The 14888-nt window shown below is 63.8% G+C and carries 12 protein-coding genes; 5 read left to right on the top strand and 7 right to left on the bottom strand.

Going from position 1 to position 14888, the window contains the following annotated elements:
- Nucleotides 1-47: 47 nt before the first annotated feature.
- Entirely contained in the window at nt 48-1970 is a 1923-nt protein-coding gene (locus U0004_RS23935) for a PrkA family serine protein kinase (protein ID WP_034785249.1), read from the bottom strand.
- Nucleotides 1971-2567: 597 nt separating this feature from the next.
- On the opposite strand from U0004_RS23935, the gene U0004_RS23930 reads away from it, so the two are divergent.
- Nucleotides 2568-3599: an adenosine deaminase gene (locus U0004_RS23930; RefSeq protein WP_070253700.1), complete on the top strand. Its 1032-nt coding sequence runs from the start codon at nt 2568-2570 to the stop codon at nt 3597-3599.
- Between the two features lie 24 nt (nt 3600-3623).
- On the top strand, nt 3624-6155 hold the full coding sequence (locus tag U0004_RS23925; protein ID WP_070253701.1) for an ABC transporter permease: 2532 nt from the start codon (nt 3624-3626) through the stop codon (nt 6153-6155).
- Between the two features lie 2 nt (nt 6156-6157).
- Here the strand turns inward: U0004_RS23925 and U0004_RS23920 are convergent, their stop codons facing one another.
- Together U0004_RS23920 and U0004_RS23915 are read right to left on the bottom strand one after the other, a co-directional pair.
- Entirely contained in the window at nt 6158-7165 is a 1008-nt protein-coding gene (locus U0004_RS23920; RefSeq protein ID WP_070253702.1) for a response regulator, read from the bottom strand.
- A gap of 3 nt (nt 7166-7168) precedes the next feature.
- Nucleotides 7169-8467: a sensor histidine kinase gene (locus tag U0004_RS23915; RefSeq protein WP_070253703.1), complete on the bottom strand. Its 1299-nt coding sequence runs from the start codon at nt 8465-8467 to the stop codon at nt 7169-7171.
- Between the two features lie 152 nt (nt 8468-8619).
- Between U0004_RS23915 and cqsA the strand changes: the two genes are divergently transcribed.
- Complete coding sequence (cqsA, locus tag U0004_RS23910; protein ID WP_070253704.1) at nt 8620-9867, top strand: alpha-hydroxyketone-type quorum-sensing autoinducer synthase; 1248 nt, start codon at nt 8620-8622, stop codon at nt 9865-9867.
- Nucleotides 9868-9877: 10 nt separating this feature from the next.
- Here cqsA and U0004_RS23905 read toward each other — a convergent pair whose 3' ends face one another.
- Genes U0004_RS23905 through U0004_RS23895 form a run of 3 tightly spaced genes read right to left on the bottom strand, consistent with a single transcriptional unit; the run spans nt 9878 to nt 12028 of the window.
- Nucleotides 9878-10345 (bottom strand): MarR family winged helix-turn-helix transcriptional regulator, encoded by a 468-nt coding sequence (locus tag U0004_RS23905; RefSeq protein WP_070253705.1) that lies wholly within the window; start codon nt 10343-10345, stop codon nt 9878-9880.
- Nucleotides 10346-10402: 57 nt separating this feature from the next.
- Entirely contained in the window at nt 10403-10750 is a 348-nt protein-coding gene (locus U0004_RS23900; protein ID WP_070253706.1) for a GIY-YIG nuclease family protein, read from the bottom strand.
- Nucleotides 10751-10762: 12 nt separating this feature from the next.
- Nucleotides 10763-12028: an MFS transporter gene (locus tag U0004_RS23895; protein WP_070253707.1), complete on the bottom strand. Its 1266-nt coding sequence runs from the start codon at nt 12026-12028 to the stop codon at nt 10763-10765.
- A gap of 132 nt (nt 12029-12160) precedes the next feature.
- On the opposite strand from U0004_RS23895, the gene U0004_RS23890 reads away from it, so the two are divergent.
- Together U0004_RS23890 and U0004_RS23885 are read left to right on the top strand one after the other, a co-directional pair.
- Nucleotides 12161-12556, top strand: coding sequence for a group II truncated hemoglobin (locus U0004_RS23890; RefSeq protein WP_034785429.1), 396 nt, complete (start codon nt 12161-12163; stop codon nt 12554-12556).
- 5 nt (nt 12557-12561) lie between these two features.
- Nucleotides 12562-13932 (top strand): DNA recombination protein RmuC, encoded by a 1371-nt coding sequence (locus U0004_RS23885; protein WP_070253708.1) that lies wholly within the window; start codon nt 12562-12564, stop codon nt 13930-13932.
- A 9-nt stretch (nt 13933-13941) separates the two neighbouring features.
- Here U0004_RS23885 and U0004_RS23880 read toward each other — a convergent pair whose 3' ends face one another.
- Nucleotides 13942-14850 carry an MHFG family PEP-CTERM protein gene (locus U0004_RS23880; protein WP_139144046.1) on the bottom strand — a complete coding sequence of 303 codons (909 nt, stop codon included), beginning with the start codon at nt 14848-14850 and terminating at the stop codon, nt 13942-13944.
- Between the last annotated feature and the right edge of the window lie 38 nt (nt 14851-14888).

The following is a 14888-nucleotide window of genomic DNA, read 5'->3' as shown; positions in this document are numbered from 1 at the left end:
GCGCGCCCCGCCATCCATCGGGCGGGAGCGCGCCTTCGCTGTCCGCGCTATGACGACTTGCGTACGCGCAAGTACCATTCGCATAACAGGCGTACCTGCTTGGCCGTATAGCCTTTTTCCACCATGCGGGCCACGAAGTCGGCGTGCTTGTTGGCATCGTCGGCGCTGGCCTTGGCATTGAAGGAAATCACGGGCAGCAATTCCTCCGTATTCGAAAACATTTTCTTTTCAATCACGGTGCGGAACTTTTCATAACTGGTCCAGGCGGGATTCTTGCCGCCGTTCGAGGCCCGCGCGCGCAAGCCGAAGTTCACGATTTCATTGCGGAAATCCTTCGGATTGGAAATGCCCGCCGGCTTCTCGATCTTTTCCAGTTCATTGTTCAGCGATTCGCGGTCGAAACTTTCGCCCGTGTCCGGATCGCGGTATTCCTGGTCCTGTATCCAGAAATCGGCAAACGTCACATAGCGGTCGAAGATGTTCTGTCCGTATTCCGAATAGCTTTCCAGGTAAGCCGTCTGGATCTCCTTGCCGATGAATTCCACATAGCGCTGCGCCAGGTGCTCCTTGATATAGGAGAAGTAGCGCTGCTCGAGTTCCGGCGCGAATTGCTCGCGCTCGACCTGCTGTTCCAGTACATATAATAGATGCACGGGATTGGCGGCCACTTCGGAATTGTCAAAGTTGAACACTTTTGACAGGATCTTGAAGGCAAAGCGCGTCGACAAGCCGTTCATGCCTTCGTCCACGCCCGCGTAATCGACGTATTCGTGCATGGACTTGGCTTTCGGGTCCGTATCCTTGAGGTTCTCGCCATCGTAGACGAGCATCTTCGAAAAGATGCTGGAGTTTTCCGGGTCTTTCAGGCGCGACAGGATGGCGAACTGCGCCATCATGCGCAGGGTGCCGGGCGCGCATGGGGCCTTGACCAGCGAGGAATTGGCCACCAGCTTGTCGTAGATCTTGATTTCATCGGAGACGCGCAGGCAATACGGCACCTTGACTATATAGATACGGTCAAGAAACGCCTCGTTGTTGCGGTTGTTCTTGAAGGTCTTCCATTCCGACTCGTTCGAGTGGGCCAGGATGATGCCGTCGAACGGAATCGCGCCGAAGCCTTCCGTGCCCTTGTAGTTGCCTTCCTGCGTGGCCGTCAGCAGCGGATGCAAGACCTTGATCGGCGCCTTGAACATTTCCACGAATTCCATCAAGCCCTGGTTGGCCAGGCACAGGCCGCCCGAATAGCTGTAGGCGTCCGGGTCGTCCTGCGCATAGTCTTCCAGCTTGCGGATGTCGACCTTGCCCACCAGCGAAGAAATATCCTGGTTGTTTTCGTCGCCCGGCTCCGTTTTCGAGATGGCGATCTGTTTCAGCACGGACGGGTAGCGCTTGACGACGCGGAACTGGTTGATATCGCCATTGTATTCATGCAGGCGCTTCACGGCCCACGGGCTGGGGATGTTGCGCAGGTAGCGGCGCGGGATGCCGTAATCCTCTTCCAGGATGGTGCCGTCCTCTTCCTCGTTGAACAGGCCCAGCGGCGATTCGTTGACGGGCGAGCCTTTCAGGCAATAGAAGGGCACATGCTCCATCAGCGACTTGAGCTTTTCCGCGATCGACGATTTGCCGCCGCCGACAGGCCCCAGCAGATACAGGATCTGCTTGCGTTCTTCCAGGCCTTGCGCCGCGTGGCGGAAATACGAGACGACTTGCTCGATGACTTCCTCGGTGCCGTAGAACTCGCGGAAGGCGGGATAGATCTTGATGATCTTGTTGGCGAAGATGCGCGACAAGCGCGTGTCGTTGCGCGTGTCGACCAGTTGCGGCTCGCCGATGGCGGCCAGCATGCGTTCGGGCGCGCTGGCATAGGTCAGCTTGTCCTTCTTGCACAGGGCCAGGTATTCGGTGAGCGACATTTCCTCTTCGCGGGTGCGCTCGTAGCGTGCTGCATAGTTATCAAAAATGGTCATGTCAATGTCCTTTAATGTAAACCTGTACTGCCAGTCACCATGGCCGCCCGCCTGGCACTCGCCTGGGCTTGCCGTCTGAACTTTTCCTGTACCCCGTATCGATTTTTATTGTTGTTTCAAGCCCGGCTGTCTTTGCGAGTCCGGATTGCCCGGACCAAAAAACTGGCGCTTGATGCCGTGTGCTGACGTAGCCAGCCGGCTTTTTTTTCACTGTTGATAGCGCTTGTTGCACCTACCTTTACCCCATGAAATTTATTATTGCTCTAAAGGATCAGGAAGTCAAAAGATATGTCAGCATATCCTTAATACTTGTTTGTAAATTGTTGATTTAATTGGATAAATCATCAGATTTTCCATCAATTTCGATGAACCTTTTTGTACCTTTTAAATCATCATACGACAATTCGCCAGCGCGTGCCGGAGCCGGCCATGGCGCTGCCGCGGCCTGCGCCATGGCGGCCGGGCGCCGGTGAGGCTGGCCATCTTGCGCTAAGATGCCTGCATGTCTGATGGCCCTGCGCGCCGCGCGTGCGTCTTCCGCGCCGCGCCCGGCGCGTGCGAGCCAGCATTTTTATCGTCACCCTATAAGGAACACCCATGATGAACCCCCAATTGCGCGCGATCGTCCGCGGCATGCCGAAGGCCGAACTGCATATCCATATCGAAGGCTCGCTGGAGCCAGAACTGATTTTCGCACTGGCCGAGCGCAATGGCGTGCCGCTGGGCTATGAATCGGTGGAACACTTGCGCAGCGCCTATGCTTTTACGGATTTGCAGTCTTTTCTCGACATTTATTACGCTGGCGCAAGCGTGCTCTTGAAAGAGCAGGATTTCTATGACATGACGCAAGCCTACCTGCGCCGCGCCGAAGCCGATAACGTGCTGCACACGGAAATCTTCTTCGACCCGCAAACCCACACGGCGCGCGGCGTGGCCATGGCTGACGTGATCAACGGCATCCACCGCGCCTGCCAGGACAGTCCCGTCAGCGCGGCCCTGATCCTGTGCTTCCTGCGCCACCTGAGCGAGGAAGAAGCGTTCGAGACCCTGGAAGACGCGCTGCCGCACCGCGACAAATTCATCGGCATCGGTCTCGACTCGTCGGAAGTGGGCAACCCGCCCGAGAAATTCTCGCGCGTGTTTGCCCGTTGCCGCGAGCTGGGCCTGCACCTGGTGGCCCACGCGGGCGAGGAAGGTCCGCCCGCCTACATCCGCACGGCGCTCGACGACTTGCAGGTCGAACGCATCGACCATGGCGTGCGCTGCCTGGAAGACGCGGAACTGACGGCCCGCCTGGCGCGCGAACAGGTCGCCTTGACGGTCTGCCCGCTGTCGAACACCAAGCTGCGCGTGTTCGACCAGATGCATGACCACAACCTGGTGCAACTGCTCGACGCGGGCCTGCTGGTGACGGTGAACTCGGACGATCCCGCGTATTTCGGCGGCTACATGAACGACAATTTCGACGCCATCTTCGACGCCTTGCCGCTGGGCCTGTCCCACGCGCAACGCCTGGCGCGCAACGGTTTCATCGCCGCCTTCCTGCCGCAAGCGCAGAAAGACGCCTTCCTCGCTACCGTCGATGCGTATTTCGCCCAGCACGCGGCCGCCCACGGCATCGCGCAATAACATCTTCATAAAGACCCGCCGCCCATGTTCCGCCTCTCCCTGAAAATGACCGGCCGCGACTGGCGCGCCGGGCAACTGCGTTTCCTGCTCGTCGCGCTGATCGTCGCCGTGGCGGCCCTGTCGGCCGTGGGTTTCTTCGTCGACCGCCTGCGCGCGGGCCTGAACCGCGACGCGCACCAGTTGCTGGGGGCCGACCTGGTCATCAGCGCCGACCAGCCCGTCAATGCCGCATGGCGCGCGGAAGCGCAGAAGCGCGGCTTCCTCCTGGCCGACACGGTGACGTTTCCCAGCATGGCGCAGGCGGGCGAGGGCGAACAGTCGCTGTCGCAGCTGGCGTCCATCAAGGCCGTCTCGCCCGGCTACCCGCAGCGGGGCAAGCTGAAAATCACGACCAAACCGAGCGAGGCGCAGGATGCCGTGGGACGGCCAACCGACCAGGTGCCGGCGCCCGGCACCCTGTGGGTCGATGCGGCCATCCTGTCCAGCCTGAACGCCAGGCTGGGCGACACCCTGACCCTGGGCGACAAGGCATTTACGGTCACGCAACTGATCGCCAGCGAGCCGGACCGCGGCGCCTCCTTCCTCAATTTCGCGCCGCGCGTGATGCTGCCCCTCAGTGATCTTGCCGCCACGGCGCTGGTGCAGAACGGTTCGCGCGTGTCATACCGGCTGCTGCTGTCGGCTCCACCCGCTAAGGCGGCCGAGCTTGCGCAATATCAAACCTGGCTGGAAAGCCAGATCAAGACGCAGGCCATCAAGGGCGTGCGCATCGAGTCGCTGGAATCGGGCAGTCCGCAGATGCAGTCGACCCTGGACCGCGCCGACCGTTTCCTGTCGCTCGTCGGCTTGCTGTCGGCCATGCTGGCGGCCGTCGCCGTGGCCATGGCGGCGCGCCGCTTCATGCTGCGCCACCTGGACGCCTGCGCCATGCTGCGCTGCCTGGGCTTGACGCAAAACCAGGTCACGGCCATGTACGTGATCGAATTCCTGCTCGTTGGCCTGGCCGGCAGCGTGGTCGGCGTGATGGTGGGCTTCGGCGGCCACCTGGTATTGCTGGAGCTGTTGGGCAAGCTGGTGCAGAGCGACTTGCCGTCCGTCTCCATGCTGCCCGCGCTGCAGGGCGTGGCCACCGGCATGCTGTTGCTGCTGGGCTTTGCCCTGCCGCCGATTTTGCAGTTGCGCAATGTTCCCCATAACCGCGTGATCCGCCGCGAACAGGAGCCGCCGCAGGCGCTGGCCGTGGCCACGTACGGCCTGGGCATCGCCGCCTTCGTCGTGCTGCTGTTGTGGCAGGCGGGCGACGTGAAACTGGCGCTGCTGACGGCGGCCGGCTTCCTCGGCGGTTTCGCCCTGTTCGGCCTAGCCGGCTGGCTGGGCATCCGCTCGCTGAAAACCCTGCGCGGCGCCTTCAATCACCAGGGCTGGCGTTTTGCCGTCACTTCCCTGCAGCGCCGCCCGGGCGCCACCGTCATCCAGGTGGTGTCGCTGGCGCTGGGCCTGATGGCCTTGCTGCTGCTGACGGTGGTGCGCGGCGACCTGATGGTGGCCTGGCGCAATGCCACGCCGCCGGACGCGCCGAACCGCTTCATGATCAATATCCTGCCGGAACAGAAAGAGCCGATCGCCGCGCGCCTGGCCCAGGCCGGCGTGGCCAACGCGCCCTTGTATCCGATGATACGCGGGCGTTTGGTGGCCGTGAATGGCAACGCCATCACGGAAACCACCTACGAGGATGACCGGGCCAAGGGCCTGGCCGACCGCGAATTCAACCTGTCGACGATGGCCACGATGCAGGAAGAAAACAAGCTGGTCGCCGGCAAGTGGTTCGGCAATGGGCCCGGTGCGCCGGCCGAGGCATCGGTGGAGGAGGGCATCGCCAAGACATTGAAACTGAAACTGGGCGACAAGCTGCGCTTCGACATCGCCGGCCAGCCCGTGGAAGCGGCCATTACCAGCTTGCGCAAGCTGGAATGGGGCTCGATGCGCGTCAATTTCTTTGTCATCATCAATCCGGCCGCGATGGCGGACACGCCGCAGACGTGGATCACGGCCTTTCACCTGCCGCCCGCGCAGGCGGACCTGGGCAATGCCTTGCTGCGCGATTATCCGAACCTGACGGTGGTCGACGTGGGCGGCGTGCTCAAGCAAATCCAGGGCGTGCTGGACCAGGTGGTCACGGCCGTGGAATTCCTGTTTGCCTTCACGCTGGCATCGGGCTTGCTGGTGCTGTATGCGGCCCTGATGGGCTCGCAGGACGAGCGCACGCGCGAAGCGGGACTGCTGCGCGCGCTGGGCGCCACGCGGCGCCAGCTGGCGCAGGCCCAGTTGATCGAGTTTTCGCTCGTCGGCGCCCTGGCCGGCTTGCTGGCGGCATCGGGCGCGGCCGCCATGGGCTGGGCGCTGGCCACGTACCAGTTCAAGTTCGCCTGGAGCTTCGCGCCCGGCGTGTGGGCCTTTGGTTTGCTGGCCGGTGCCCTGTGCGCGATTGCCGGCGGCTGGCTGGGCTTGCGTAACGTGCTGAAACATCCTCCCCTGCAGACCTTGCGGGAAGGCTAGTCTTAAGCGCTGACGCTATCGCCTGCGCCCGCCCGCAGAAATTGCGCGTAGGACATCACCGGCTGCCCCAACTGGTGCGCCGGCACGTCGAACAGGGCCCAGAAATACGTCATGCGGCCCAGGCAGATGGTGGGCGCGGCGCAGTAGCGGAACCAGTTTTCGCCGATCTGCGCCGCGTACATGCCGTCGCTGTCGGCGTCGGAGAAGTAGGGAATCACGCGCATTTCCAGCAGGGCCAGCAGCAGTGACTCGGGCGCGTCGCTGTCGCGCGCCATTTCGTACTGCGTATGCAGGCTGCGTTCCGTCTCGATGATCATCAGCTTGGCGTGGCCTTCGCGCGTGAAGAACAGGATGCCGCTGGGATTGGGGAAAATATAGTATTCGACAAAGCCATGGCGCTGGCACAGCTCGTGCACGACGGCGGCCAGCGCTTCGTCTTGCAGGAAACTGTAGTCGTGCAGCATCAGCAAGTCGCGCACGGTTTCCGATTGCTGCAGGAAGAATTCGCGCTGCAGGGCAACGATTTCCTGTTCCAGGATGTCGAGCGCATCGTCGTCGCTCTTCTTGATGTAGCGGTCGATCAAGCCCCGGTTGAAGGCCGTCACGGCCACTTTTTCATCGGCCGCGCCCGTAAATAGAATCTTCTTGCACGGCAAGTCGCGCACGGCCTGGCAAAATTCCAGACCATTCATCTGCGGCATCGAATAATCGACCACCAGCACGGAGGGCACGGCAAAGCGCTGCGCCTGGCCGCTGATGCGCCAGATGCGTTCGATGTCGAGCGCCACGTTGCACTGGTCGGGCGGCAGGTTTTGCGTGTCGAAGTTGACGTGCAGCGGCGTTTCGCCCGGCTGCGCGCTCTGGCGCAACCAGTGCAGGGCGCTGCTGGTGTCGTGGAAGGTCTTGCGCGCCAAGCCGGGATCGAGCTGGAACGCCAGGCTTTTCAGGAAGGAATCGCTGTCGTCGATCAATACGGTCAGGGTCGGATGGGTGTAGACGGGCAGTTGCATGCGTCACCTTGCGGGGGAAGAGGGTTGGAAGCGGGCAGGCACGGGCTGGGGGAATTCCAGGATGAAAATCGCATAGGCATGCTCGCGCGACACGCAGCGGATGCGCGCCTGCCAGGCGGTGACGATCTGCCGGCACAGGGCCAGGCCGATGCCGCTGCCGTTATGTACGGGATAGGAGTAAAAACGCTCGAAGATCAGTGGCAGGCGGTTCTTCGCGATGCCGCAGCCCGTATCGATGAACAGCAGCCTGGGCACGGGGCGGGCGCCGTCGATGATGATGCGCACGCGTCCCTTGCCTGCCCGCTGGATGGCTTTCAGCGCGTTTCTCAGCAGATTCAGCAGGATCACCACGCACAGTTCGTCCTGGCCGGCGAACTGGAAGTCGGCACGCACGTCCACCTTGACGCTGCTGCGCTGGCTGTTGCTGGTAAATGGGTAGCGCTTGAGCACGGAGTTCACCATCTCCAGCATCGATAGCGCCTGGCTAGGCTGGAGGTTGCGGTTCACGGCACTGGCGCTCATCAGGAACAGATCGATCATGTGATGCATGTGGCGCACTTCGAACTGGATGCGCGACAGGGCTTCCTGCAACGGGGGCATGTCGTCCGCCTGGTCGGCCAGCTGCGGCAGCAGCCGGCGCATGCCCCGCACATTGGCTTCCACGCTGGTCAGCGGCGTGCGCAGCTCGTGCGCCACGGAACCGAGCCCGGCCGCCAGGCCTGCCAGCCGTTCCAGTTCCAGCACCTTGCTGCCCACTTTCACCACGGACAGCGCGGCAATGGTGAACCAGTGCACGGGCAGTTGCTGCAGCACTTCACGTTGCAGCAGGAAGCCGCCTTCCCCTTGCAGAATGACGGCGAGGCAGGCGGCGCTGGTGCCGATCAGGTAGGCGCAGCACGCCAGTTTCGTTTCGAAATGAAACAGCACGACCAGGCCGATCAGCAGCGATTCGCTCCAGATGGACGACGCATGGTTCATCAAAAACATGAAAGTAAAGAAGAAGGGCAGGATGTAGCTGAGCGCGAACAGCAGGTAACGCGACAGCCAGCGGACCGAGAAGCGGCGGGCAAACAGGCCAGCCATGCAAATGCCCACGCCCGTCAGGCGCAGGGTCAGGTTTTCATAGGCTTGCGGAAAAAAGTAATGCCACAGCAGGTAGTACAGCGGCATCGCCACCGTGCCCACGGCGGCCAGCATGGCGACCCGGCCGGCCAGGTCCTCATGCGGCACGCGCTCATGCAGCAGCGAATGGAGCAGGCGCCTGCGCCAGTGTGTCCATCGTCCTTGCAATTGCTGCGTCATGACTCTGCCTAGATTCTCTTTAGAACATTATCATCGCGTAAATTTTCCTGGTTGAACGGTTATCTCGTCGGACATTGATATACGTCAATGGATGGGTTTGCAACACGGTCAAGGCTTTAATTTGCAGCAAACCTTTCCCTAGGAGAAAAACCATGACCATCGCTACCAGCGTGCATACCCCATCTTTCGCCCGTGCCGAACACTGCCTGCCCGACTACATCGTGCGGCGCATGGATGCGCATCACATCACGCGCATCGAAAAACTGCTGGGCGGCCAGCATCCCCATGCATGGCAACCGACCCCCGCCCATGCTATTTTCCTGGCCGGCAATGACTACCTGTCCATCGCCGCCGAGCCGACGCTGGTGGCGGCGCAGGTGGCATCCCTGCAGGCGCATGCGGGCGGCATGCTGATGTCGGCCGTGTACTTGCAGGAAGGCAGCGAACAGCACCGGCTGGAAAGCCGGCTGGCCCGCTTCATGGGCTGCGAGGATGGCATCCTGGCGCAGTCTGGCATGGCGGCCAACATCGGCTTGCTGCAGTGTATCGCCGGCCCCGGCATTCCCGTCTACCTGGACATGCAGGCTCACGCGTCGCTGTGGGAAGGCGTGCTGTCGGCCCAGGCCCAGGCCGTGCCCTTCCTGCACAACGACATGACGCACCTGCGGCGGCAGGTGGCAAAGCATGGCCGCGGGGTGATTGTCGTCGATGCCCTGTACAGCACCAACGGCAGCCTGGCGCCGCTGCTGGAGCTGCTCGATATCGCCGAGCGCAGCGACTGCGTGGTGGTGGTCGACGAGTCGCATTCGCTGGGCACGCACGGCCCGCAGGGCGCGGGCCTGGTGGAAGCCTGGGGACTGGGCCACCGCGTGCATTTCCGCACGGCATCGCTGGCCAAGGCCTTCGCGGGCCGGGCCGGTTTCATCAGCTGTTCCAGCCGCTTCAAGGGGTATTTCTTGTCCGAATCACGCCCCGCCATCTTCAGTTCCTGCCTGCTGGCGCATGAGCTGGCGTGGCTGGGCGCGGCGCTCGATTTCATCATGGCCGCCGACGAGCGCCGCGCCACCTTGCGGCGCCACACGCTGCAGGTGCGTGACGGCTTGCGCGAGCTGGGCTACAACGTCAGCGATGGCACGGAGCAGATCGTGGCGCTGGAGGCTGGCGGCGAACCGGCCACCCTGGCCCTGCGCCAGGCGCTGGAACGGCACGGCATTTACGGCGCCATGTTTTGTGCCCCGGCTACGGCGAAGAACCGCGCCATCGTGCGCCTGACCCTGAATGCGGGCTTGCGCGAGGATGAGTGCGCAAGAGTGCTGGCCGCCTGCGCCGCCATTCGCGACGAAACGGGCGTGGAGCACTGGCAGTCGACACGGCGCCTGCGCAAGCTGGCGCTCGTGTAAGGGCGATGCGTCAGCCGTTCGCTGGCTGGCTGCCGGCGATGCCGGCCAGCAGCATGGACAGCGGTGTCAGCTGTTCCGCGCTGGCGCTGCCCAGCAATTCCTGGCCCAGTGCCTGCGCTGTCGCATCGGCGTGGAGCAGCAGGGCTTGTCCCGCTTCCGTGATGACGGCATAGCCGACGCGGGCATCGCGCGCATCGGCCTGGCGCGCCACCAGGCCGATTTTTTCCAGCGGCATCAAGGAGCGCGTGATGCCGGACGCCGTCAGCGCCAGGCGTTCGGCCAGGTCGATGCGGCGCAGGCGGCCGCCAGGCGCGCGCTGCAAGTGGTACAGCAATTGATAATCGCTGAAGCTCAGGCCATGCAGATTGCCCAGGATGCTGTCGAAGCGGCGCACCAGCACGGCCTGGGCGCGCGCCAGGCGCAGGCAGAAGTCCAGCGCGCTGGCACCGTCCGGCGGCGGGGGAGTGTGATCGATCATGACGTCCTTTCAATTCGCTGCGAAGTGCTTGAGTGCGCAAGTGTAAAGCATGGCCGCTCAATAGCGTGCCTGTCCCTGCTCCAGCAGCTGTGCCTGGTACAGCGCCAGCAGGGCGTCCAGTTCGGCATCCGCATCGAAGGCGGGATCGTCGGGCACCTTGACGGCATCGAGCAGCTCGAAACGGAAGGCCGCCGCGCCGTCGCGTTGCCAGTCCGCCTGCAGTAGCGCATTGCGGTGCTTGCCCAGGTTCAGTTCGAAGCGATGGCGGTTCAGCGCGCCAGGGGCATTGCGGCTGCGTTCGAGCAGGGTGCGTCCGCTGGGCAAGTGGCGCAGCGCGATGATGCCCAGCGCGGGCGCTTGTTGCCGGTAGGCCGCTTTCAGGGCCGCTTGTCGTGTTTTATCCATGCTGTGACTGCCTCAAGGTTGGACTGCGTAATCGCCGGTCCCGATGCGGGGGATGTCCGTCCACAGGATGGCGGCCACGGCGGCGGCCAGCAGCAGGGCGCCGCCAGCGCAGAACAGCTCGCCCACGCTCAGGTGGCGCAGCAACGCGCCCGTGGCCGCCGCCGACAGGGGCGCCAGTCCCAGGAAGATGCCCATGAACAGTGCCATTGCCCGGCCCAGCATGGCGGGCGCCACGCGCCGCTGTATCCACGTAAAGATGGCTACCTGCACATAGCCGCCCAGCATTCCCGTGACGGCCAGCAAGGCCGCGCCCTGCCAGACCGTGCCGATTTGCCCCAGCGCCATCAGCAGCAGGCCCACGACCGCATCGACCAGCAGCAGGGTGGCGCCGAAGCGGCGGCGCAGCCAGGCGCCTCCCAGGCTGGACGCCAGCATGCCGGCCAGGGTGCCCGCACCGTGCGTGCCCATCAGCACACCCAGCGCCGCGGCGCCGTGCAGACGCTCGCTGGCCAGCACGGGCAAGGCCACTTGCAGCGGCCCCATGACGAAGAAGGCCACCACCGCCCAGTACACATAGCAGCTGCGCAAGGGAATGTCGCGCCACACCATGGCCAGGCCCGCCACCATGTCGCGCCACATGCCCTGCGCCGCCGCCACGGCCAGTGGCCGCAGGCTGACTTGCCGCAAGGTCCAGGCCGAGAACAGGAACGTCAGCGCATCGATGGCAAAGGCGGCGGCCAGCGCCGCCATGCCGGTGTGCCGGGCGCCATCGTGGGTGCCGAGCACGAGCGCCGCCAGCAGGGGGCCGGCCAGCAAGGACAACTGGCGCGCACCCATCTGCAGGCTGTTGGCCGCTTGCAGTGACTGCGACGGCACGGCTTGCGGCAGGATGGCCGTGCCGGCGGGAATGCCGAAGGCGGAAGCGATGCCCAGCGCCAGCGCGGCCGCATACGCCAGCGCCAGGCTGGCCTGGTCCAGCAGCAGCAGCCCGGCCAGCGCCAGCAGGATGGCGGCATTGGCCAGTTTGCTTGCCAGCAGTACGCGCCGGGGCGAATGCCGGTCGGCGACCGTGCCACCCAACAAGATGAGCACGGCGCGGGGCGCGCCCATCAGGGCCACGGCGATGCCCAGGCTGAGGCTATCGCCCGTCAGGCTCAGCACCAGCCACGGCAGGGCCAGCATGCTGAACTGGTCGCCCAGCATGGACACGAGGCCGCCGCCCAGCAGCCAGCGGAAGTTGGTATTGCGCATCAAGTGGGATTCTGCGGTGGTCGACATGCTGTATCTTCCCGTGTTTAAAGATTGCATAGTAGTTGATATAAGCTTGAGTAGTCAAGTATATTGCTTTTTATTGTGGCAGCGACAGCTGCCGCCGCATGAGGCGCCAGCGCTTGCGCTATCATGGCGGCCATGACTGATACCACTGCCCCCACCCTGTACGAGACCATCGGCGGCGCCCCCGTGCTGCGCGAAATGGTCGACCGTTTTTATGACTTGATGGAGCTCGAAGCCGAGTTCGCCGGCATCCGCGTCATGCATCCGCCATCGACGGACGGCTCGCGCGACAAGCTGTATTTCTTCCTCACGGGCTGGATGGGCGGACCGGATTTGTATATCGAGAAATTCGGCCACCCGCGCCTGCGCGCCCGTCACTTGCCCTACGCCATCGGCACCAGCGAGCGCGACCAGTGGCTGCGCGCCATGGCCTGGGCCATGGAAGACACGGGCATCGAAGAATCCTTGCGCGTACGCCTGATGGAATCGTTCTATCAGACGGCCGACTGGATGCGCAACAAGCCTGACTGACACCCATGAGCCCAATCGAGTTTTACAGCCTGCTGGGCGCCGCCATCGTCGCCATCGTCCTGTTGCTATTGATCTTGCTGCGCCCGCGTGGCGCGGCCGGCGATGGTGCCACCACCCTGGCCCTGGTGCAACAGCACCAGCAGCAAAGCCTGGAGCGCATCGACCGGGTCGAGCGCGAAGTGCGGCTGCAACTGCAGGCATCGGCGCAAGCGACGCGCCAGGACCTGGCCACCGGCCTGGCGCAATTCCAGGCGGCGACCTTGCAACAGCTCGACAGCCTGCGCACGCAGATGCAGGCGCAGGGGAAAGTCGGGCGCGAAGAGCAGGCGCAAAGCCTGGCGCGCTTTGCCGAGAGTACCAATCAAACCCTGGCCCAACTGACGGAATCGAATGCGCAGCGCATGCTGGAAGTGCGCGCCACGCTCGAGAACAAGATCCGCGATTTGCAGGCCGACAATGGCGCACGCCTGGAAGAGATGCGCAAGACGGTCGACGAGAAACTGCACGCCACCCTGGAAACGCGCCTCAGTGCGTCGTTCCAGCAAGTGTCGGAGCGGCTGGAAAAAGTCCACCAGGGTCTCGGCGAGATGCAGCAGCTGGCGCTGGGCGTGGGCGATTTGAAGCGGGTACTCACCAATGTGAAGACGCGTGGCACCTGGGGCGAAGTGCAGCTGGAAATGCTGCTGGAGCAGGTACTCACTGTCGACCAGTATGCGAAGAACGTGGAAACCGTGGCCGGCAGCGGCGCGCGCGTGGAATTCGCCTTGAAATTGCCGGGCCTCTCCGATGGCGGCCCTCCCGTGTGGATGCCGATCGATGCGAAGTTTCCCAAGGAACAGTACGAGCGCCTGGTCGAGGCGGCCGAGCGGGCCGATGCCGACGGCGTGGCCCTGGCCGGACGCGAGCTGGAACGGGCCGTGCGCGGCGAAGCGAAAACCATCGCGGAGAAATACCTGGCGCCGCCGCACACCACCGACTTTGCCATCCTGTTCCTGCCCACGGAAGGCTTGTATGCGGAAGTGTTGCGCCGCCCGGGCCTGGCCGACGAATTGCAGCGCGTGCACCGGGTCAGCATCGCCGGACCGTCCACGTTGACGGCCTTGCTCAACAGCCTGCAAATGGGTTTCCGCACCCTGGCGCTGGAAAAGCGCTCGTCGGAAGTGTGGCAAGTGCTGGGCGCCGTGAAGACGGAGTTCGGCAAGTTCGGCGACGTGCTGTCGCAAACCCGGCTGACCCTGGAAAAGGCGGCGAAGAATATCGAAAGCGCGGAAGTGCGCAGCCGGCAGATGGCGCGCAAATTGAAATCCGTGGAAGCCTTGCCGGGCGAGGCGGCCGCCTTGCTGCTGGGTAAGGCGGACGCCGTCGACGGCGAGTAGCGCGCCGCCTCAGGCCGCCCGCACAGTGCGGCGGCGCAGCGCGCTGTAACCGACCAGCGCCAGTCCCGCCAGCAGCATGGCCCAGGTTTGCGGTTCGGGCACGGCCGGCAAGACCGTCGGCACCGTGGGCGGAAAGGTGGGGATGATCACGGTGGGCGGCACGATGATGCTGCTGCCCTGGTCCGGCGGCAGACCGCCGCCACCACCGCCGCCGCCCATGCCGGCCGGCGGCGTGATGCCGCCGACGGTGCGCACATAATTGTTGAAAGGCAGTAATGGAATGCTGGCCACCTCGGGCGGCATGGCGCCGCCCGTGAAAGAACCGCCGCGCAAGGCGTCGGGATTGTCGATCAGTGGCACGCCTGCCGCTTCCGGGGCGGCGGGGGCGGCCGCAACAGGCGCTGCACCGCCGGGCGCGGCGCCTGCCGCCGGCGGCGCCGACGCGGGTGCCTGCGTGATACGGCTGACGTTACGGCAAATCGTCGGCACGAGGATGCACTGGCCCTGTACGCAATACACGAGTCCCCGTTCCTGCATCTGTTCGCTCCAGCCTGCACGTGTGACATTGCGGCAAACGCGGCCAGGGCCGAAATGCATGTCGCTGATGCGCGTGTTGTAGTTGCCCTTGCCGCGGATGGCGTCGCGGCTGATCACCACGATCTCATCATACTGGCGCGCGCGCATGCGCTCCTTCAATTGTTCGCGCACTGGCGGCGCGATATCCGTATAGCGGTCTACCGCCGCCACCACGTCACCCATGAACGGGTCGACGCCTGGACGGTTCCAGTTACAGTTATCCAGCACACCGGCGCGCGCGATGCCTTTCGCGCTGGCGGTCAAGGGCGCCAGGGACAAGGTAGCAAGCAGGCATGCCACGCCCAGCATGCTGGCTCCCGCGATCCATGAGCTGTGTCTCATTGTTAGTTTCCTCATGAAAACAATATCAAAATTGAATT

This window comes from Janthinobacterium lividum, assembly GCF_034424625.1.
Taxonomy (GTDB): domain Bacteria; phylum Pseudomonadota; class Gammaproteobacteria; order Burkholderiales; family Burkholderiaceae_D; genus Janthinobacterium; species Janthinobacterium lividum.
This window is presented reverse-complemented; position numbering and strand designations above follow the sequence as displayed.

What these genes read in the sequence shown, in the direction of transcription:
- U0004_RS23935 (WP_034785249.1), bottom strand. Translation starts at nt 1,970, where the DNA reads ATGACCATTTTTGATAACTATGCAGCACGCTACGAGCGCACCCGCGAA.
- U0004_RS23930 (WP_070253700.1), top strand. Translation starts at nt 2,568, where the DNA reads ATGATGAACCCCCAATTGCGCGCGATCGTCCGCGGCATGCCGAAGGCC.
- U0004_RS23925 (WP_070253701.1), top strand. Translation starts at nt 3,624, where the DNA reads ATGTTCCGCCTCTCCCTGAAAATGACCGGCCGCGACTGGCGCGCCGGG.
- U0004_RS23920 (WP_070253702.1), bottom strand. Translation starts at nt 7,165, where the DNA reads ATGCAACTGCCCGTCTACACCCATCCGACCCTGACCGTATTGATCGAC.
- U0004_RS23915 (WP_070253703.1), bottom strand. Translation starts at nt 8,467, where the DNA reads ATGACGCAGCAATTGCAAGGACGATGGACACACTGGCGCAGGCGCCTG.
- cqsA (WP_070253704.1), top strand. Translation starts at nt 8,620, where the DNA reads ATGACCATCGCTACCAGCGTGCATACCCCATCTTTCGCCCGTGCCGAA.
- U0004_RS23905 (WP_070253705.1), bottom strand. Translation starts at nt 10,345, where the DNA reads ATGATCGATCACACTCCCCCGCCGCCGGACGGTGCCAGCGCGCTGGAC.
- U0004_RS23900 (WP_070253706.1), bottom strand. Translation starts at nt 10,750, where the DNA reads ATGGATAAAACACGACAAGCGGCCCTGAAAGCGGCCTACCGGCAACAA.
- U0004_RS23895 (WP_070253707.1), bottom strand. Translation starts at nt 12,028, where the DNA reads ATGTCGACCACCGCAGAATCCCACTTGATGCGCAATACCAACTTCCGC.
- U0004_RS23890 (WP_034785429.1), top strand. Translation starts at nt 12,161, where the DNA reads ATGACTGATACCACTGCCCCCACCCTGTACGAGACCATCGGCGGCGCC.
- U0004_RS23885 (WP_070253708.1), top strand. Translation starts at nt 12,562, where the DNA reads ATGAGCCCAATCGAGTTTTACAGCCTGCTGGGCGCCGCCATCGTCGCC.
- U0004_RS23880 (WP_139144046.1), bottom strand. Translation starts at nt 14,850, where the DNA reads ATGAGACACAGCTCATGGATCGCGGGAGCCAGCATGCTGGGCGTGGCA.